14 protein-coding genes and 2 pseudogenes are annotated in these 17,115 nt (G+C 62.0%); 10 read left to right on the top strand and 6 right to left on the bottom strand.

What is annotated here, in order from left to right:
* The first annotated feature begins 177 nt into the window (after window positions 1-177).
* The 4 genes from ACH79_RS12055 to ACH79_RS12040 all read left to right on the top strand — a co-directional run bounded on the left by ACH79_RS12055 (window position 178) and on the right by ACH79_RS12040 (window position 3,608).
* Window positions 178-1,929, top strand: coding sequence for a PAS domain S-box protein (locus tag ACH79_RS12055; RefSeq protein ID WP_202639223.1), 1,752 nt, complete (start codon window positions 178-180; stop codon window positions 1,927-1,929).
* Window positions 1,926-2,594 (top strand): response regulator transcription factor, encoded by a 669-nt coding sequence (locus ACH79_RS12050; protein ID WP_161851213.1) that lies wholly within the window; start codon window positions 1,926-1,928, stop codon window positions 2,592-2,594. The genes ACH79_RS12055 and ACH79_RS12050 overlap by 4 nt, the downstream gene beginning before the upstream one ends.
* Before the next feature lie 93 nt (window positions 2,595-2,687).
* Complete coding sequence (locus ACH79_RS12045; protein WP_246738505.1) at window positions 2,688-3,074, top strand: response regulator transcription factor; 387 nt, start codon at window positions 2,688-2,690, stop codon at window positions 3,072-3,074.
* A 336-nt stretch (window positions 3,075-3,410) separates the two neighbouring features.
* Window positions 3,411-3,608, top strand: coding sequence for a hypothetical protein (locus ACH79_RS12040; RefSeq protein ID WP_161851212.1), 198 nt, complete (start codon window positions 3,411-3,413; stop codon window positions 3,606-3,608).
* Between the two features lie 200 nt (window positions 3,609-3,808).
* Here ACH79_RS12040 and ACH79_RS12035 read toward each other — a convergent pair whose 3' ends face one another.
* A complete protein-coding gene (locus ACH79_RS12035; RefSeq protein ID WP_246738504.1) occupies window positions 3,809-4,318 on the bottom strand; it encodes a methylated-DNA--[protein]-cysteine S-methyltransferase in 510 nt (169 codons plus the stop codon).
* Window positions 4,319-4,415: 97 nt separating this feature from the next.
* Here ACH79_RS12035 and ACH79_RS12030 point away from each other — a divergent pair, with 97 nt between their 5' ends.
* From ACH79_RS12030 to ACH79_RS12020, 3 genes are all read left to right on the top strand, one after another.
* Window positions 4,416-4,778, top strand: a complete 363-nt coding sequence (locus ACH79_RS12030) for a DUF1304 domain-containing protein (RefSeq protein ID WP_161851210.1) — start codon at window positions 4,416-4,418, stop codon at window positions 4,776-4,778.
* 130 nt (window positions 4,779-4,908) lie between these two features.
* Entirely contained in the window at window positions 4,909-6,135 is a 1,227-nt protein-coding gene (locus ACH79_RS12025) for an ABC transporter substrate-binding protein (protein ID WP_161851209.1), read from the top strand.
* Window positions 6,136-6,422: 287 nt separating this feature from the next.
* Window positions 6,423-7,649, top strand: coding sequence for an ABC transporter substrate-binding protein (locus ACH79_RS12020; protein ID WP_161851208.1), 1,227 nt, complete (start codon window positions 6,423-6,425; stop codon window positions 7,647-7,649).
* A 130-nt stretch (window positions 7,650-7,779) separates the two neighbouring features.
* Here the strand turns inward: ACH79_RS12020 and ACH79_RS12015 are convergent.
* Window positions 7,780-8,121: pseudogene (locus tag ACH79_RS12015) on the bottom strand (DUF1330 domain-containing protein); the annotation flags it as partial.
* Between the two features lie 144 nt (window positions 8,122-8,265).
* Here ACH79_RS12015 and ACH79_RS12010 point away from each other — a divergent pair.
* Complete coding sequence (locus tag ACH79_RS12010) at window positions 8,266-10,479, top strand: transglycosylase domain-containing protein (protein WP_161856326.1); 2,214 nt, start codon at window positions 8,266-8,268, stop codon at window positions 10,477-10,479.
* A gap of 145 nt (window positions 10,480-10,624) precedes the next feature.
* Here the strand turns inward: ACH79_RS12010 and ACH79_RS12005 are convergent.
* From ACH79_RS12005 to ACH79_RS11990, 4 genes and pseudogenes are all read right to left on the bottom strand, one after another.
* Window positions 10,625-11,475: pseudogene (locus ACH79_RS12005) on the bottom strand (M48 family metallopeptidase).
* A gap of 208 nt (window positions 11,476-11,683) precedes the next feature.
* A complete protein-coding gene (locus tag ACH79_RS12000; RefSeq protein ID WP_161851207.1) occupies window positions 11,684-13,033 on the bottom strand; it encodes a polyhydroxyalkanoate depolymerase in 1,350 nt (449 codons plus the stop codon).
* 124 nt (window positions 13,034-13,157) lie between these two features.
* Window positions 13,158-13,976 carry an ABC transporter permease gene (locus ACH79_RS11995; RefSeq protein WP_161851206.1) on the bottom strand — a complete coding sequence of 273 codons (819 nt, stop codon included), beginning with the start codon at window positions 13,974-13,976 and terminating at the stop codon, window positions 13,158-13,160.
* Window positions 13,973-14,767, bottom strand: a complete 795-nt coding sequence (locus ACH79_RS11990) for an ABC transporter ATP-binding protein (RefSeq protein ID WP_161851205.1) — start codon at window positions 14,765-14,767, stop codon at window positions 13,973-13,975. Before ACH79_RS11990 ends, ACH79_RS11995 begins: the two co-directional genes overlap by 4 nt.
* 290 nt (window positions 14,768-15,057) lie before the next feature.
* Between ACH79_RS11990 and ACH79_RS11985 the strand changes: the two genes are divergently transcribed.
* Together ACH79_RS11985 and ACH79_RS11980 are read left to right on the top strand one after the other, a co-directional pair.
* Window positions 15,058-16,383, top strand: a complete 1,326-nt coding sequence (locus tag ACH79_RS11985; protein ID WP_161851204.1) for an ActS/PrrB/RegB family redox-sensitive histidine kinase — start codon at window positions 15,058-15,060, stop codon at window positions 16,381-16,383.
* A gap of 108 nt (window positions 16,384-16,491) precedes the next feature.
* Complete coding sequence (locus tag ACH79_RS11980; protein WP_057852373.1) at window positions 16,492-17,046, top strand: ActR/PrrA/RegA family redox response regulator transcription factor; 555 nt, start codon at window positions 16,492-16,494, stop codon at window positions 17,044-17,046.
* Window positions 17,047-17,115 lie beyond the last annotated feature (69 nt).

Genomic DNA, 17,115 nt, shown 5'->3' with positions numbered 1-17,115 from the left:
GCGACGGAAGATCGCGCGTCGGGAGGCGAGAAGGCACGGAGGAGCAGCCGATTTTACCGTTCGGACGTCCGAAAAGCTGGTAACATCCGGCCTGTTAGGAGGGCGACGTTGTCGCCGCTGATGATTGCGAACACCTAGCGACGCAGCGCCGCTCGGGAAGGCCGAGCGTCAGTGCTGATGATCCGGAAGCCGACGATAAAGTCCTGGCGCTCGGCCGAGCAATGGCTGCTCGGCAGCATGGCGCTGGCGTTGGGCACGGTAGCCGGTATCTGGCTGCTACTCGGTCCGGTCCCGATGTCCGTCCCTTATTTTGCTGCCCTCGTGCTGCTGATCGCTTCGCTTGCCGCCTCGTTGATCATGATGGGCCTGGTAGGCCGCACCCGCCGGAAGATGGAAGCCATGCTTCAGGGCCGAATGAGTGCCGAAGCGCACGCGATCGAGACGCTGCGCCACAGCGAGGCGCAATGGAAGGAGGTCTTCGAGCATAACCCGGTGATGTACTTCATGGTCGATGCGACGGGGACCGTGCTGTCCGTCAACACGTTCGGCGCCGCACAGCTTGGCTACTCCGTCAGCGAATTGCTTGGAAAATCCGTACTGAGGGTCTTTCCTGCCGAAGAGCAACGCGCCGCCCAGAGCAATGTTGCCGTATGCCTGGAAAATATCGGCCAGACCCACAGTTGGGAAATCTGCAAGGTTCGCAAGGACGGCTCGTCGCTCTGGGTTCGTGAAAACGCCAAGGCCGTGCGGCTCGACAATCAACTGATCGTGCTGATCGCGTGCGAGGACATCACCGAACGCAAGGAGGCTGAAAATGCCTTGCGGCAGAGTGAAATGTATCTGGCCGAAGCCCAGCGATTGAGCCGCACAGGCAGCTTCGGCTGGCGTGTCGCCAGCGGCGAAATCATCTGGTCGGAAGAAACATTCCGAATGTTCGGCTACGACAAGGCCCCCTCCATCAAGCACGCCACCGTCTTCCAGCGCGTTCATCCAGACGATCGCGCGCGCGTGGAACAGACCATCGACCGCGCGTCCCGCGACGGAAAGGACTTTGCGCACGGATATCGATTGCTGATGCCCGACGGCTCGGTCAAACATGTCCATGCCACCGCGCATGCCGTAACAGATGCGTCGGGCGAAATGGAATTTGTTGGAGCGGTGACCGATGTCACGGCCCGCAAGCGAGCCGAGATGGAATTGCAGGAAGCGCAGGCGACCCTCGCACATGTCACGCGCGTAACGGCTCTCGGCGAACTTGCCGCCTCGATTGCGCATGAGGTGAACCAGCCGCTCGCCGCCGTCGTCACCAATGCTGCGGCATGCCGGCGCTGGCTCGACCGCGATCCTCCCGACCTGAAGGAAGCGCGCGGGACCCTGGAGTCGATCATCAAGGACGGCAATCGGGCCGGCGAAGTGATCCAGCGCGTCCGCGCGCTGGTGAACAACGCTCCCGATCAGAAAGCGCCCCTCAACGTCAACGATGTCATCAACGAGGTCATCAGCCTGGTGCAGCATGAGCTGCTCAACCACCGGATATGGTTGCGGCTGGAACTCTCCTCCGCTCTCCCCCTGGTCGTCGCCGATCGGGTCCAGTTGCAACAAGTTATCCTGAACCTGGTCATCAACGGCATCGAGGCAATGCAGCCGGTAATGGACCGGCCGCGGGAACTGGTGATCCGGACATGCCATGGCGAGGGCCGGCAAATCATGGTGACGGTGAAGGATTGCGGCGTCGGGCTCGCCACCGAGAATGCTGACCGGCTGTTCGACGCCTTCTTCACCACCAAATCCGGCGGCATGGGAATGGGCCTGTCGATCTGCCGCTCTATCGTCGACGCTCACGGCGGACGGCTGTCCGCGTCTGGAAATGCCGGCCCTGGCGCGACATTCCACTTCACCCTGCCACTGGATCAGGAGGGTACGCCATGACCGGACGCCGGCCATCGCCTTCCCTCGCAAGCGCCGAGGAGCCGATCGTCTTCGTCATCGACGACGATGCGTCGGTACGTGAGGCACTGAGCAGCCTCTTCCGGTCAGTGGGATTGCGCGTCGAGGCGTTCGGCTCGGCTCACGAGTTTCTGCAATGCAAGCTTCCGAACGTCCCCAGTTGCCTGATCCTCGATATCAGGCTGCCCCGCCTGAGCGGTCTCGACTTCCAGGCCGAACTCGCCAAGGCCGACATTCAGATCCCGATCATCTTCATGACGGGTCATGGCGATATTCCGATGACGGTCCGCGCCATGAAGGCCGGGGCCGTCGATTTTCTGACCAAGCCGTTCCGCGATCAGGACATGCTGGATGCCGTAACCGCGGCAATCGAACGCGACCGCAACAGCCGCGATGAGGCGAAGGTTCTCTCAAACCTGCAGGAGCTCTTCGCGACCCTCACTCCCCGGGAGCGGCAGGTGATGGCGCTCGTTACGACGGGGCTCATGAACAAGCAAATTGCAGCCGAAATTGGCCTGGCCGAGATCACCGTGAAGATACATCGCGGGCACATCATGCGGAAAATGGGGGCGAAATCGCTGCCTGACCTGGTGAGGATGGCCGAGCTGCTCGGGATCGGGCCCGCATCCGGCCAGCCGCAAACCTAAGTATGATTTTCCCGCCCTGATTTGCAGCGCACTCTTCCCCAACGCGGCGGCACAGCAAAACACATCCTCTGGTCGTCTCGGCAAAGGATTGCCTTGTCCAACCCGATCATATCAATCATCGACGATGACGGATCGGTTCGCGCCGCGACCCACAATCTCGTGCGGTCGCTCGGCTACGTCGTGAATACATTTGCGTCGGCCGAGGAATTCCTGCGATCGCCGCGTCTGAATGATACGTCATGCGTGATAACGGATATCAGAATGCCCGCCATGAGCGGGCTCGACCTGCAGGCTCATTTACTCGCCACCGGACGCAAATTTCCGTTCATCTTCGTCACGGCCTTTTCGGTCGAAAGCGACCGCGACCGCGCCATGAAGGCGGGAGCGACCTGTTTCCTGAGCAAACCGTTCGATGGGGAAACGCTGATCCAGTGCCTCGAAGCCGCGCTGGCGTCAAACCGCCAGTCCGCAACCAGATGAACGGACCCTGCGCGCGCGAGCCATTCATACGTAAGGATGACCGCGCCAAACATCTAGACGAATTGAAGATAATCCAGTGACGGCGCAAGACTTCGCATGTCCTTCGAGGAACGGAGGACACAAAGCATCACACATTTTAGTTCGGCAAGTGGCAATTCCTCAGAAGGAGGTCGCCATGCGTATGGAACCACGTTGCTCCGAATGTGACTGCGAAGAACCCAAGATCATTGCTTTGCGAAATCCAGGACGCGAACGCTATTGCGGACGCTTCTGTCTCGACAAAGGTCACGAGAATTTCATCCGCTGGATACGGCGTGCGAATGCGGAGGTCGCGTCATGAGTAATTGTTGCGGAAATCCGGAATGCAAGCGCCCCTTCGGGCTGGTCCGGCGTAGCTGGTACTTCCAGCAGTTTTGCTCGGCGAAGTGCCGCGACATCTACAGGCGTCAACTGGAGCGCAACCGGACCTATTGGAAATGGCTGTACCAGGTGCCGGCACCTGCGGGCCGCAGCGACTACTGCTCCAGCCGATAAGCGCGGAGGAACTATGTTGGCGACGGTGAATGCAATGCTGATCGGCGCGCTGCTGGCTTGGGGACCCCTGCTGATTGTGTTCATTTATATCTTGCGGGACATGCGAAACGCTCCCCGTGAGCGCGATTGACCTGAACGGCGGACGCCCCCGAGCGCAAGTTCAATGCGTCCGGCCGATCCGCCCTTCTTGTTCCGGAGCATTAGATCTCCACGCCCTCATGCTTGAGCAGCCAGCGCTTGCGCTCGAGCCCGCCGCCGTACTTCACCAGCGAGCCGTTGGCGCCGATCAGGCGGTGGCAGGGCAGCACCACGCTGATCGGATTCGAACCGTTGGCGTGGCCGACGGCGCGGACGGCGCGCGGCATCCGGAGCTTTGCAGCGAGCGCGCCGTAGCTCATCGTCGTCCCCGCCGCGATCTTCGGCAGTGCGTGCCAGATCTTCTGCTGGAACGGCGTGCCGGCAACGCGCCATTCGATCGCAGCGAGGCGATCAAGGTCGCCGTTGAAATAGCCGGTCAAGGCAGCACGTAGATCGCGTGGCGCCCGCGCATCGTTCAAATTCACCGCACCATAATGCAGCCGCAGCAATTGCATCATGCGCGGCTCATAGTCTTCCCAATCGAGCGCGCGGAGCAGGCCATCCGCGTCGGTGACCAACAGCGCGGTCCCGATCGGCGTCGGCAGGTGGTCGAGGCTGAAGTGCTCGGGCATCATCATTCCCTAAAAATATCCGCGGGGCATGGCGCATTTTTCACCCGTGGCGTGCTAGCGTCCACCCGAATTCCGCTGCCGGTTGGGGGACCGCAACATGATCTTCATCGCCAACGCTCTGGTCGCGGTGGTGGCCGCGCTGCATGTGTTCTTTCTCGTGCTGGAGATGTTTCTCTGGGACAAACCGCTGGGCCTGAAGGTCTTCCGCAACACAATCGAGAAGGCTGGGGACTCCAAGGTGCTGGCCGCCAATCAGGGCCTGTATAACGGCTTCCTCGCAGCCGGCCTCGTCTGGGGCCTGTTTCATCCCAATCCGGCCTTCGCGTTCCAGATCAAGATGTTCTTCCTGCTGTGCGTGATCGTGGCCGGCGCCTATGGGGCGGCGACCGTCAGCCGCCGGATCCTCTATGTACAGGCGGCCCCCGCGGCGCTTGCCCTGGTCCTGCTCTGGCTGGCGTGAGAAGCTCACCTTTTCGTCACTGCCTTGCGTTGCCAAATCCGTTCCGCCACACTCCCCGGTAACGATGACGGCTGGCCATCCGAACCGATGACCGGACACGATCATCGGTCAACACAACGGAGGCAGCGATATGAGAAGTGGCATTCTTCACCTGCTTGCAGGGGCGGCGGTTGCGATCGCGCTATCGGCGACATCTGCAAGCGCGCAGAAGAAATACGATACTGGCGCGACCGACACCGAAATCAAGATCGGCCAGACCGTTCCGTTCTCGGGCCCTGCGTCTGCCTATGCCGGCATCGGCAAAACGCAGGCGGCCTATATGCGGATGATCAACGAGCAGGGCGGCATCAACGGCCGCAAGGTCAACCTGATCCAGTATGACGACGCCTATTCACCGCCCAAGGCGGTCGAGCAGGTGCGCAAGCTGGTCGAAAGCGACGAGGTGCTGCTGACCTTCCAGATCATCGGCACGCCCTCGAACGCCGCCGTGCAGAAATATCTCAACGGCAAGAAGGTGCCGCAGCTCCTGGCCGCGACCGGCGCGTCGAAGTTTACCGACCCGAAGAATTTTCCGTGGACGATGGGCTTCAATCCCAACTACCAGTCCGAGGGGCGCATCTACGGCCAGTACATTCTGAAGAACCATCCCAACGCCAAGATCGGCATCCTCTATCAGAATGACGATCTCGGCCGTGACTACCTCACCGGCCTGAAGGAAGCGCTTGGCGCCAAAGCGGCGTCCATGATCGTCGCCGAAACCTCCTATGAACTGACCGACCCGACCATCGACTCGCAGATCGTCAAGCTGAAGGCTGCAGGTGCCGACCTGCTCTACGACGCCTCGACACCGAAATTCGCGGCACAGGCGATCAAGAAAGTCGCCGACCTCGGCTGGAAGCCGGTCCATATCCTCGACATCAATGCGAGCCCGGTCTCGGCGACGCTCAAGCCTGCCGGTCTCGACATCTCCAAGGACATCATCTCGACCAACTACGGCAAGGACCCCGGCGATCCGCAGTGGAAGGATGATCCTGGCATAAAGGCCTATTTCGCCTTCATGGATAAATATTACCCGGAGGGCGACAAGCTCAACACCGTCAACACGTATGGCTATTCGACTGCGGAACTGCTGGTGCATATCCTGCGGCAATGCGGCGACAACCTCACGCGTGAAAACATCATGAAGCAGGCGACCAGCTTGAAGAACTTCAGCGGCAGCCTGTCGCTGCCAGGCATGGTCACCAACACCTCGCCGACCGACTATCGCATCAACAAGCAGATGCAGATGATGAAGTTCAACGGCGAGCGCTGGGAACTGTTCGGCCCGATCATCGAGGATGCCGGCCCTGCCGGCTAGCGAACTGCCTGGAACAGAACAGAAGCCGCCGGCGTCACAACGCCGGCGGCTTTTGTTTTGAGACCTGTAACGCCCCTCACCCCTGCGCGGCGCATCATTTTACGGCTGATGCAAATAGTGGATTCATTTTGAGCAGGGCGGAACCCGATACCGAATCATTCACTTTTGGATGCCTTGCATTGCAACATGTCATCCGCCACTATTGTGGCAGCGACGACATGCGGCGCGGCCGAGCAGGCCCAAGGCAAGATCACGCTCAATCATAAACACACGAGGAACGCAGTATAATGAAGAAGAGTATTTTCCATCTGGCCACCGGCACGGCGCTCGCATTTGCGCTATCGGTCTCCGCGGCGTCCGCGCAGAAAAAATACGACACCGGCGCGAGCGATACCGAGATCAAGATCGGCCAGACCAATCCATTCAGCGGACCGGCCTCCGCCTATGCCACCATCGGCAAGACCCAGGCCGCTTATATCAAGATGATCAACGATCAGGGCGGTGTGAACGGCCGCAAGATCAATTTGATCCAGTATGACGACGCCTACTCGCCGCCGAAAGCGGTCGAGCAGGTGCGCAAGCTCGTGGAAAGCGACGAAGTGCTGCTTACCTTCCAGCTGCTCGGTACGCCCTCGAACGCAGCCGTACAAAAATATCTCAACAGCAAGAAGGTGCCGCAGCTGTTCGCCGCCACCGGCGCCTCGAAGTTCACCGACCCGAAGAACTTTCCCTGGACCATGGGCTTCAACCCCAACTACTTCGTCGAGGGTCGCATCTACGGCCAGTACATCATCAAGGAACATCCGAATGCAAAGATCGGCGTGCTCTACCAGAACGACGATCTCGGCAAGGATTATTTGAACGGCATCAAGGCCGGCCTCGGCGACAAGGCGGCGAAGATGATCGTGGCGGAAGCTTCCTACGAAGTCTCTGACCCGACCATCGATTCGCAGATCCTCAAGATCAAGGACGCCGGCGCGGACCTGTTCTTCTCGGCGACCACGCCAAAGCAGGCGGCGCAGGCGATCAAGAAGATTTACGAGCTCAACTGGAAGCCGGTGCACATCCTCGACATCAACGCCACCTCGGTCGGCGCCGTCATGAAGCCGGCAGGGCTTGAAGCCTCCAAGGGCGTGATCAGCGTCAACTACGGCAAGGACCCGCTCGATCCCACCTGGAAGGACGATCCGGGTATGAAGAAGTATTTCGAGTTCATGGCGAAGTACTATCCGGACGGCGACAAGGATTCGAGCTTCAATTCCTACGGCTACATGACCACGCAACTCCTGATTCACGTGCTCAAGCAGTGCGGCGACAATCTCACCCGCGAGAACGTCATGAAGCAGGCGACCAGCCTCAAGAACGTTCAGCTTGATCTCCTGCTGCCAGGCATCACAGCCAACACGTCGTCGGACGATTATCGCGTCAACAAGCAGTTGCAGATGATGCGGTTCAATGGCGAGCGTTGGGAAATGTTCGGCCCGATCCTCGAGGACAAGGGTCCCGCGGGCTAGGCTTGCGACCCAATCGAAACGATCGGCGGAAAGAAGCGATCGGCGGCCCCTCGGGGCCGCCGATTTTTTGCACGTCGTCATTGCCGGGCTTGACCCGGCCATGACAAGAGGGTCACTCCGGGATCTCCCCGTGCTTGACCGCCTCGCGATAGACGGGATCGCGGATCATTTCGGCAAACGCCGCGACGCTCGGATATTCGGCGATGAAGCAGTGGTCCCAACGCTCGGCCTCGGGTCCGATCAGCATCAGCTCGAACCGACCCTGCCACACGATGCGGCCGCCGAGCCGTTCGAACACCGGGGCGCTTTCCCGGCCATAGGCGGCATAGGCTTCCGCACCGGTCGCCTTGCGGCCGTCCGGATAGGCGGCCTGCTCGCGCAGCCGGACCAGGTTAAGCATGTGGATCGGACCCGGCCGGTCGTTGGCCCGGAATTGCGCGAAAACTTCCCTCGTGGGATCGATGTGGCCCATGCAGATTTCCCCTGAAAACACTGTCGTTTGCGTCGATCCTAGTATGGTCCCGCCGCACCTCCTAATCCCGCATTAACCTTTCCGTAACCGACCCTTAAACAGCCACCGCTAGCGTGAAGCAGGACGGGTGTGAACGGCGTTGTCATGGCGTGGGGACGGAAAAAGAGCGGCGGACGCAAGGAGCCGCTGTTCGGGCTTCCGGCAGCGCTCGCGGACCTGCGTCTGTCGCCCGCGGACCGCATTCCGGACGCCACCGACGAAGAAGACAAGCCGAAAAAGCCAGTGCCGAAGCGCAAGCACGACGAGGACGACGACGAGCCGCCGCGCGAGCGCAAAGCCCGCGCGGCCAAAAGCGGCGCCAAGCGGCGCTCGAAACGCCGCTTCAGGTTCGGCCGGCTGGTCTATTGGGGCGCGGTGCTGGGCCTGTGGGCGGCGATCGCCATCATCGGCGTCGTGGTCTGGGTCGGCGCGCATTTGCCGGCGATCCAGTCCCTGGAAATCCCAAAGCGCCCGCCGACCATCCAGATCGTCGGCCTCGACGGCAGCGTGCTGGCCTCGCGCGGCGAAGCGCCCGGCTCCAATGTCGCGCTGAAGGATCTGCCGCCGTTTTTGCCGAAAGCGTTCATCGCCATCGAGGACCGCCGCTTCTATTCGCATTACGGCATCGATCCCGTCGGCATCGCGCGCGCAGCGGTCACCAACATCCTGCATCGCGGCGTCTCGCAGGGCGGCTCGACGCTAACGCAGCAGCTCGCCAAAAACCTGTTCCTGACCCAGGAACGGACGATGGCGCGCAAGCTGCAGGAAGTGGAGCTGGCGCTATGGCTGGAGCGCAAGCATTCCAAGAACGAAATTCTCGAACTCTACCTCAACCGTGTTTATTTCGGCTCCGGCGCCTATGGTGTGGAAGCCGCTTCGCAGCGCTATTTCGGCAAGTCGGCAAAGAACGTCACGGTCGCGGAAGCCGCGATGCTGGCCGGCCTCGTCAAGTCGCCATCGCGGCTGGCGCCGAACCGCAACCCGGAAGGCGCGGAAGCGCGGGCCGGCATCGTGCTCGCGGCGATGGCGGAGGCCAAATTCATCACGGACGCCCAGGCCAAGGCGTCGATCGGCCATCCCTCCTACAAGGTGAAGCCGGCCGGCGCCGGCACCGTCAACTACGTCGCCGACTGGATCGGCGAAGTGCTCGACGACCTCGTCGGCCAGATCGACCAGAGCATCGTGGTCGAGACCACGATCGATCCGAAGCTGCAGAGTGTGGCGGAAGCCGCCATCATCGACGAACTGGCGGCCAAGAGCGTGAAATTCAACGTCACGCAGGGTGCGCTGGTGGCGATGACGCCCGACGGCGCGGTGCGCGCCATGGTCGGCGGACGGAACTATGCCGAGAGCCAGTATAACCGCGCGGTCACGGCCAAGCGCCAGCCCGGCTCGGCGTTCAAGCCGTTCATCTATCTGACCGCGATCGAAGGCGGGCTGACGCCGGAGACAATCCGGCAGGACGCCCCGCTCGACCTGAAGGGCTGGCGACCCGAGAACTACACCCATGAATATTTCGGCGCGGTGACGCTGACGCAGGCGCTTGCGATGTCGCTCAACACGGTCGCGGTGCGGCTGGGGCTCGAGGTCGGGCCGAAGAACGTGGTGCGGACCGCGCACCGGCTCGGTATTTCATCGAAGCTCGAGGCCAATCCCTCGATCGCGCTCGGCACCTCGGAAGTCTCAGTTATCGAGCTGGTCGGAGCCTATGCGCCGTTCGCCAATGGCGGGCTCGGCATCTCCCCGTATGTGGTGACCAAGATCCGGACCAATGAAGGCAAACTGCTGTATGCGCGACAGCCTGACCAGCTCGGCCAGGTGATCGAGCCGCGCCATGCCGCGATGATGAATACGATGATGCAGGAAACGTTGCTGTCGGGCACCGCGCGCAGGGCCGAGATTCCGGGCTGGATGGCTGCCGGCAAGACTGGCACCAGCCAGGATTTCCGCGACGCCTGGTTCATCGGCTACACGGCCAATCTCGTAACCGGCGTCTGGCTCGGCAACGACGACAACTCGCCGACCAAGAAAGCGACCGGCGGCGGCCTGCCGGTGGAAGTGTGGACCCGCTTCATGCGCACAGCGCACCAGGGCGTGCCGGTCGCGGGCCTGCCGAGTTCGCAACGCGGCGGCTTCATGTCGAGCCTGTTCCAGACCGCGTCGCAGACCAGTGCCGCGCCGCCGCCATCACCGCCGCAGGGCGGTTCGTATCGGCCAGCGCCGGCGCGCAGCTCCGCGCCGCCGCCCAATCCAAATGCGCGGCCGGAGGCAGCCGCGGGACTGGATGGCTGGCTGGTGGATCGGCTGTTTGGAAGATGACTCGTGGCCTGTAGCCCGGATGGAGCCAACGGGTCGCGCGAACGCGCGCCCGATGACAGGCTCCGCGCAATCCGGGAACAGTTTATCCGCTAGTGAGACCGTACCCGGGTTTCGCTTCGCTCCACCCGGGCTACGATTCAATGACCTAATCCTCGACCCCGTAACGGTGCAGGTCGTTGCCGTAGGTATCGAGCCAGCGCTTGGCGCGGTCGACATGGTCGCAGATGCGGCCGACCACCCGCCAGAACCGCGGCGAGTGGTTCATCTCGACAAGGTGCGCGACCTCATGGGCGGCGAGATAGTCCAGCACGTAGGGCGGCGCGAGGATCAGCCGCCAGGAATACGACAGCGACCCGGCTGAGGTGCACGAGCCCCAACGGCTCGACTGATCGCGGATCGACACCCGCCTGACCCGCACGCCAAGTTCCGCTGCATAGGCGAGCGATGCCTTGTTGAGGTCCTTGCGCGCCTCGCGCTTGAGAAAGTCGTGGACGCGCCGGTCCATATGCTCGGAGCCGCCGGCGACGCATAGAATCTTCTCGCCGCTGTCGCGGGTTTCGGTCCATACCGTGCCGCGCTCGCCGGCGCGATGCACCAGGCGATGCGGAACGCCACGCAACGGTACGATCGTGCCGGATTGAAACGGCGCGGCCTTCGGCAGACGACCGAGACGGGCGGCGATCCAGCCGCCGTGAATCTGCGCGAAGTCTCGCGCTTCAACCAGTGTGCCACGCGGCGGCATGGTCAGGATCGCTTCGCGATCCGTCGGATGAATTCGCAAGGTGTAACGCCGCGCCCGGCGATGCCGGCGCAGCCGAATCGCAAAGAATTGCGAGCCGTGTTTGACCAAAAGGGTCGCGGGTTCGGCGGGCCGCCGATAAAGGAGGGCGCGAGTAGCCATGTCTTGGAGTCCGGGGAGCAGGAGTTCGCCCGGATTCTGCCATATCCGCTGCCAAGGGAATCTCATCTAAATCGCTCGGCGCAAAAACAAATCATTTGCCCAATATACAGGGGCTGTGGGCCAAAAAGCCTCTACAGGATGGGCCTGGAACCGGATTTTTTGGATGGAACCGGGAGTCTAACCGACGTCCGAAACGGCCTCAAGAAGTGAGTCTGAACTCACCCCTTGATTCGACCGGAATCTGGAATGTTTGAATCTAATCAGCAACTTATCGGCGGCTCGGAAGCGAGGCCGCCGGGCACACTATTCAGCCGCACGGACCAGTGTTGGCTTCTTAGTGGCCGCTGACACGTTGGTATTCGCCGCCAACATCATGAAATCGGAGATGCGCGGCACGATTTCGGAACGGAATCGCGATCCGTTGAACACACCGTAATGTCCGACGCCCTTTTGCACGTAGTGCACACGGCGATGATCGGGAATGTGGGGGCACAGCGCGTGCGTCGCTTCGGTCTGACCGAGGCCGGAGATGTCGTCTTTCTCGCCTTCCACCGTCATCAGCGCCACGCGGTGGATCTTCGACGGATCGACCGGCTTGCCGCGATGGGTCATCTCGCCCTTGGGCAGCGCGTGCTTGACGAACACGACGTCGACGGTCTGCAGGTAATACTCAGCCGTCAAATCCATCACCGCGAGGTATTCGTCATAGAATTCGCGGTGCTTATCGACCATGTCGCCGTCGCCCTTCACCAGGTTGTTGAACAGCGCCTTGTGCGCGTCGGTGTGGCGGTCGAGATTCATGGTGATGAAGCCGGACAACTGCAAAAAGCCCGGGTAGACGTCGCGCATCACGCCGGGATGCGGGAACGGCACCTTGGTGATGACATGGTTGCGGAACCAGTCGATGCCGCGCTCGGCCGCGAGGTTGTTCACCGAGGTCGGGTTACGGCGGGTATCGATCGGGCCGCCCATCAGGGTCATCGACAGCGGCACGAACGGATCGCGCGCCGCTTCCATCACGGAAACAGCCGCCACCACCGGCACCGAAGGCTGGCACACCGCGATCACATGCATGTTGCCGCCGAGTACGTGCAGCATCTCGATGACGTAATCGACATAGTCGTCGAGATCGAAGCGGCCCTCGGTGAGAGGAACCATGCGCGCATCCGTCCAGTCGGTGATGTAGACTTCATGCGTCGGCAGGAACGCCTCGACCGTGCCGCGCAACAGTGTCGCGTAATGCCCGGACATGGGCGCCACGATCAGTACGCGCGGCTGGGGGTTGCGCAACGGCCGCGTCAGCTTGCGATCGAAATGCAGGAGACGGCAGAACGGCTTTTCCCAGATCGAGCGGACCTCGACCGGCGTACGGACGCCGTTGACCTCGGTGAAGTCGAGCCCCCATTCGGGCTTGCCGTATCGGCGGGTGGTGCGTTCGAACAATTCGCAGGCGGCGGCGATCGATTTGCCGAATTCGGTATGCGACCAGGGATTAAGCGGGTTTTGAAACAGGATCTTGGTCGCGTCGGTCACGGCGCGCGCCGGGTTGAGCGACGCATGGCCCATTTCGTACATCCAGTACATCGGCGTTGTGAACGCCGGACTGCCTTCGGCCACCAGCGGCGGTGCGCCGCCAAACTCACCAATCGGCATCTATTCTGACCTCTGTTTTGCGCCGCAGCATGCTGCCAAATGCGAAATTAAGCGTCAATGCATCGATAAGTATATCTACGTACTACACAGGCTAAAAAGCCGCGGAATCCACCAGGATAGTGACTTATTCGCCACCCCCGAGGAGCGATCCGTGATGTTTGGCACTGCGCAAAAGGGCAACAAAGATCGCAAAGGAGGCAATGAACAGCACCGCATTGATGGCAAGCGACCAGACCATCAGGTCGCTCCTGAAGGTTTGATTAATGAGAAGCGCACGCATGCCCTCGAACACATAGGTGGGCGGCAGCGTCCAGGCGATCCATTGCAGCCAGTCCGGCAGCACCGAGACCGGATAATAGACGCAGGCGAGCGGCATCAGGCCGAACATCAGCGTCCAGACGATGCTTTCGGCCCCTAACCCGTTGCGCAGCACCAGGCCCGACACAAAGATCCCAATCGACCAGCTTGTGAAGATCAAATTGCAGAAGAACGCGATCAGCGGCAGGCCGATCGCGAAGAAATTGAAGTCGAAGAAAAACAGCGCCAGCAGCGTCATCGGAATGACGCCGATCGCAAGCCGGACCAGGCTCATGATCATCAGCGAGATCAGAAACTCGATCGGCTTTAGCGGGCTCATCACCAGATTGCCGATGTTGCGCGCCCACATCTCCTCGAGGAACGAGATCGAAAAGCCGAGCTGACCGCGGAACAGGATGTCCCACAGGATCACGGCGCCGATCAGCGTGCCGCCGGCGCGCGCAAAGAAACCGTCGTTCTGCGAGATGTAGTTCTGCAGAAAGCCCCAGGTAATGATCTGCAGCACCGGCCAGTAGATCAGCTCCAAGAGCCGCGGCCAGGACGACATCAGGAGATACCAATAGCGCAGCACCATCGCCTGGATGCGATGCCAGGAGATCCCGTAATGGGCGACGCTCTCGCTCATGGCGCTCCCTCCACCACCCGGCCGCGCGCGACGTCGAGAAACACGTCTTCCAGCGTGGTGCGGTTGTAGCGCGCCATGATCTGGTCGGGGCTATCGTCATCCTCGATGCGGCCGCGCTTCATGATGATGACGCGGTCGCACAGCCGCTCCACTTCCAGCATGTTGTGCGACGCCAGCAGAATCGTGGCGTCATGGGTCTTGCGATAGTTCTGCAAATGTTGCCGCACCCAGTCGGCGGTGTCGGGATCGAGCGAGGCGGTCGGCTCGTCAAGCAACAGCAGCTCCGGCTGGTTGATCAGCGCCTTCGCCAGCGCGACGCGGGTCTTCTGTCCGGCCGACAGTTTTCCGTTGGCGCGATCGAGGAAATCCTTCAGATCGAGGTCGGTGGCGAGCTGTTCGATGCGCTCGGCGAGATTCTTCACCGCATAGAGCCGGCCAAAGATGCTGAGGTTCTGCCGCACCGTGAGCCGCATTGGCATGTCGACATAGGGACTTTCGAAATTCATGCGGCCGAGCACCTCGGCGCTTTGCTCCGGCATTGCGTGTCCCAGCACCTGGACGCGCCCCGAGGTCGGCAGCACCAGCCCCATGATCATCGCGATCGTCGTGGTCTTGCCGGCGCCATTGCCGCCGAGCAGCCCGGTAACGCTGCCGCGCGCGATCCGGAACGAGATGTCATCCACCGCCCGGGTGGTCTTGTAGAGTTTTATGAGATGCGCGACCTCGATCGCGGCAGGACCTTGCGGCCCGGCCGCGGACGATGACGCCGGCACTGTCTCGCTATCGACCATTACGGGACGTTCATTGAGCCATTGCGGGAGTGAGCGCAAGTGAGGCCCGTCATATAAGGTCGTCATGCCCAGGCATAGTAGTCTGCCTGGCGCAGACTACGTAAACTTGTCAGCGCTCCCGGGCATCCACGTCTTTCCGGTGCCGCCGCAAGAAACACGCATGGATGGCCGGGCCACAGGCAAGCGGTAGCGACGCCGTTTCTTCGGACGGCTATGCCCGGCCATGACCGAAAGAGTATTGGGTCACGCGCCAATTTGTGATCGCTGCCCCGCACGGCTAAACTCCAGCCATGTCCGACGTTGCAGCCTCCGACTTCCGCCTGCCGCACCGCTATGTCCGCCTCGATACGATACTCCGGCTGCGCTGGCTGGCGGCGCTCGGCCAGCTCACCGCGATCTTTATCGTGGCGCATGGGCTGGAGTTCGACTTTCCCGTCATTGCCTGCGTCGCCGTTGTCGGCGTCTCGGCGCTGCTCAATCTCGCGCTGCAGGTGGCCTTCAACCCGATGCAGCGGCTGGATCCGCTCCACGCGGCGGCGCTGCTCGCGCTCAATATCGTCGAACTGGCCGCGCTCTTGTTCCTGACCGGTGGCTTGCAGAACCCGTTTTCATTCCTGTTCCTCGGGCCGGTCCTGATCTCGGCGACGGTGCTGCCGATCCGGCTGACGATCGGGCTCGGCCTGCTCGCGGTCGCCTGCGCCTCGGCGCTGGTGTTCTTCCACCTGCCGTTGCCCTGGGACAGCGACGATCCGCTGGTGCTGCCGCCGATCTACCTGTTCGGTGTCTGGCTTTCGATCGTGCTCGCGATCGGCGTCACCTCGCTCTATGCGTTTCAGGCGGCCGAGGAGGCGCGAAAGCTTTCCGATGCGCTGGCCGCGACCGAACTGGTGCTGACGCGCGAGCAGCATCTGACCCAGCTCGACGGGCTCGCGGCTGCCGCCGCGCACGAACTCGGCACGCCCCTGTCGACGATTTTTCTGATTTCGCGGGAATTGGAAAAGACGATCGAGGGCAACGGCCAGCTCGCCTCCGACCTCAAGACCCTGCGCGAGCAGGCGCAACGCTGTCGCGACATCCTGGCCAAGCTCACTCAGCTCTCCTCGTCCGGGGCGCCGTTCGACCTGATGCCGCTGTCGACGCTGATCGAGGAAGCGGTGGCGCCGCATCGCGACTTCGGCGTCGCGATCAAGGTGCGGCTTGCTGTCGCAGCCACGCGCGAGCCGGTCGGCGCCCGGAACCCGGCGATCCTTTATGGTGTCGGCAACATCCTGGAAAATGCCGTCGATTTTGCACGGACCACGGTCGAGGTTAACGCCTGGTGGAACGCGGATACGGTCGAAATCATCATATCCGATGACGGCCCGGGCATCGCGCCCGATATGCTCAATCGGATCGGGGAACCCTATTTATCCAGGCGCCGCAGTGCCGATGAGACCCACAGCGCGCGTGCTGGCCTCGGCCTGGGCGTGTTCATCGCCCGCACGCTGCTGGAACGGACCGGCGCCAAGGTTTCCTTCTCCAACCGAACCTTTCCCGATCACGGCGCCGTGGTGCAGATCGCCTGGCCCCGCGCCCGCTTCGAAACCGAGGAAAGTGCTGCCGGGCCAGCGGATTAGGCCCGTGCCAAGCATGGGGAAAGCGAACCGGTCGACTTTGGAGGGCCTTGGCAGTGCTATATTGTCACGCCATATGGTTCATAAGCTCCGCAACCGGGGGAACCCGACTTGAACGCCATCGCCGAACTGAACGATCTCGCCGACCGCTCGCTGTTGATCGTGGAGGATGACAAGCCGTTTCTGGAGCGCCTGTCGCGCGCAATGGAAACCCGCGGCTTCGCGGTGACGTCCTGCGACACCGTGTCCGACGGGTTGGCGCAGATCAACAAGGCCGCGCCGGCTTTCGCGGTGGTGGATCTGCGACTCGGCGACGGCAACGGGCTCGACGTGGTGTCGGCACTCAAGCGCAAGCGTCCCGACGCGCGCACCATCGTGCTGACCGGCTACGGCAACATCGCAACTGCCGTCACGGCGGTGAAGATGGGCGCGGTGGATTATCTCTCGAAGCCGGCGGACGCCGACGACGTCGTCGCCGCGCTGCTCGCCAGCGGCACCGAGAAATCCGAACTACCGTCGAACCCGATGTCGGCCGATCGTGTGCGCTGGGAGCACATCCAGCGCATCTATGAGATGTGCAACCGCAACGTCTCCGAAACCGCGCGGCGGCTCAACATGCACCGCCGCACCTTGCAGCGGATTCTCGCGAAGCGCGCGCCGCGGTAGATTCGTCAGCGCGCCACCTGATCGTCCACAGGCAAAAGGCGGCCCTCCGATTGCATTGCCGGCAACGGT

The organism is Bradyrhizobium sp. CCBAU 051011 (genome assembly GCF_009930815.1).
GTDB lineage: Bacteria > Pseudomonadota > Alphaproteobacteria > Rhizobiales > Xanthobacteraceae > Bradyrhizobium.
This window is presented reverse-complemented; position numbering and strand designations above follow the sequence as displayed.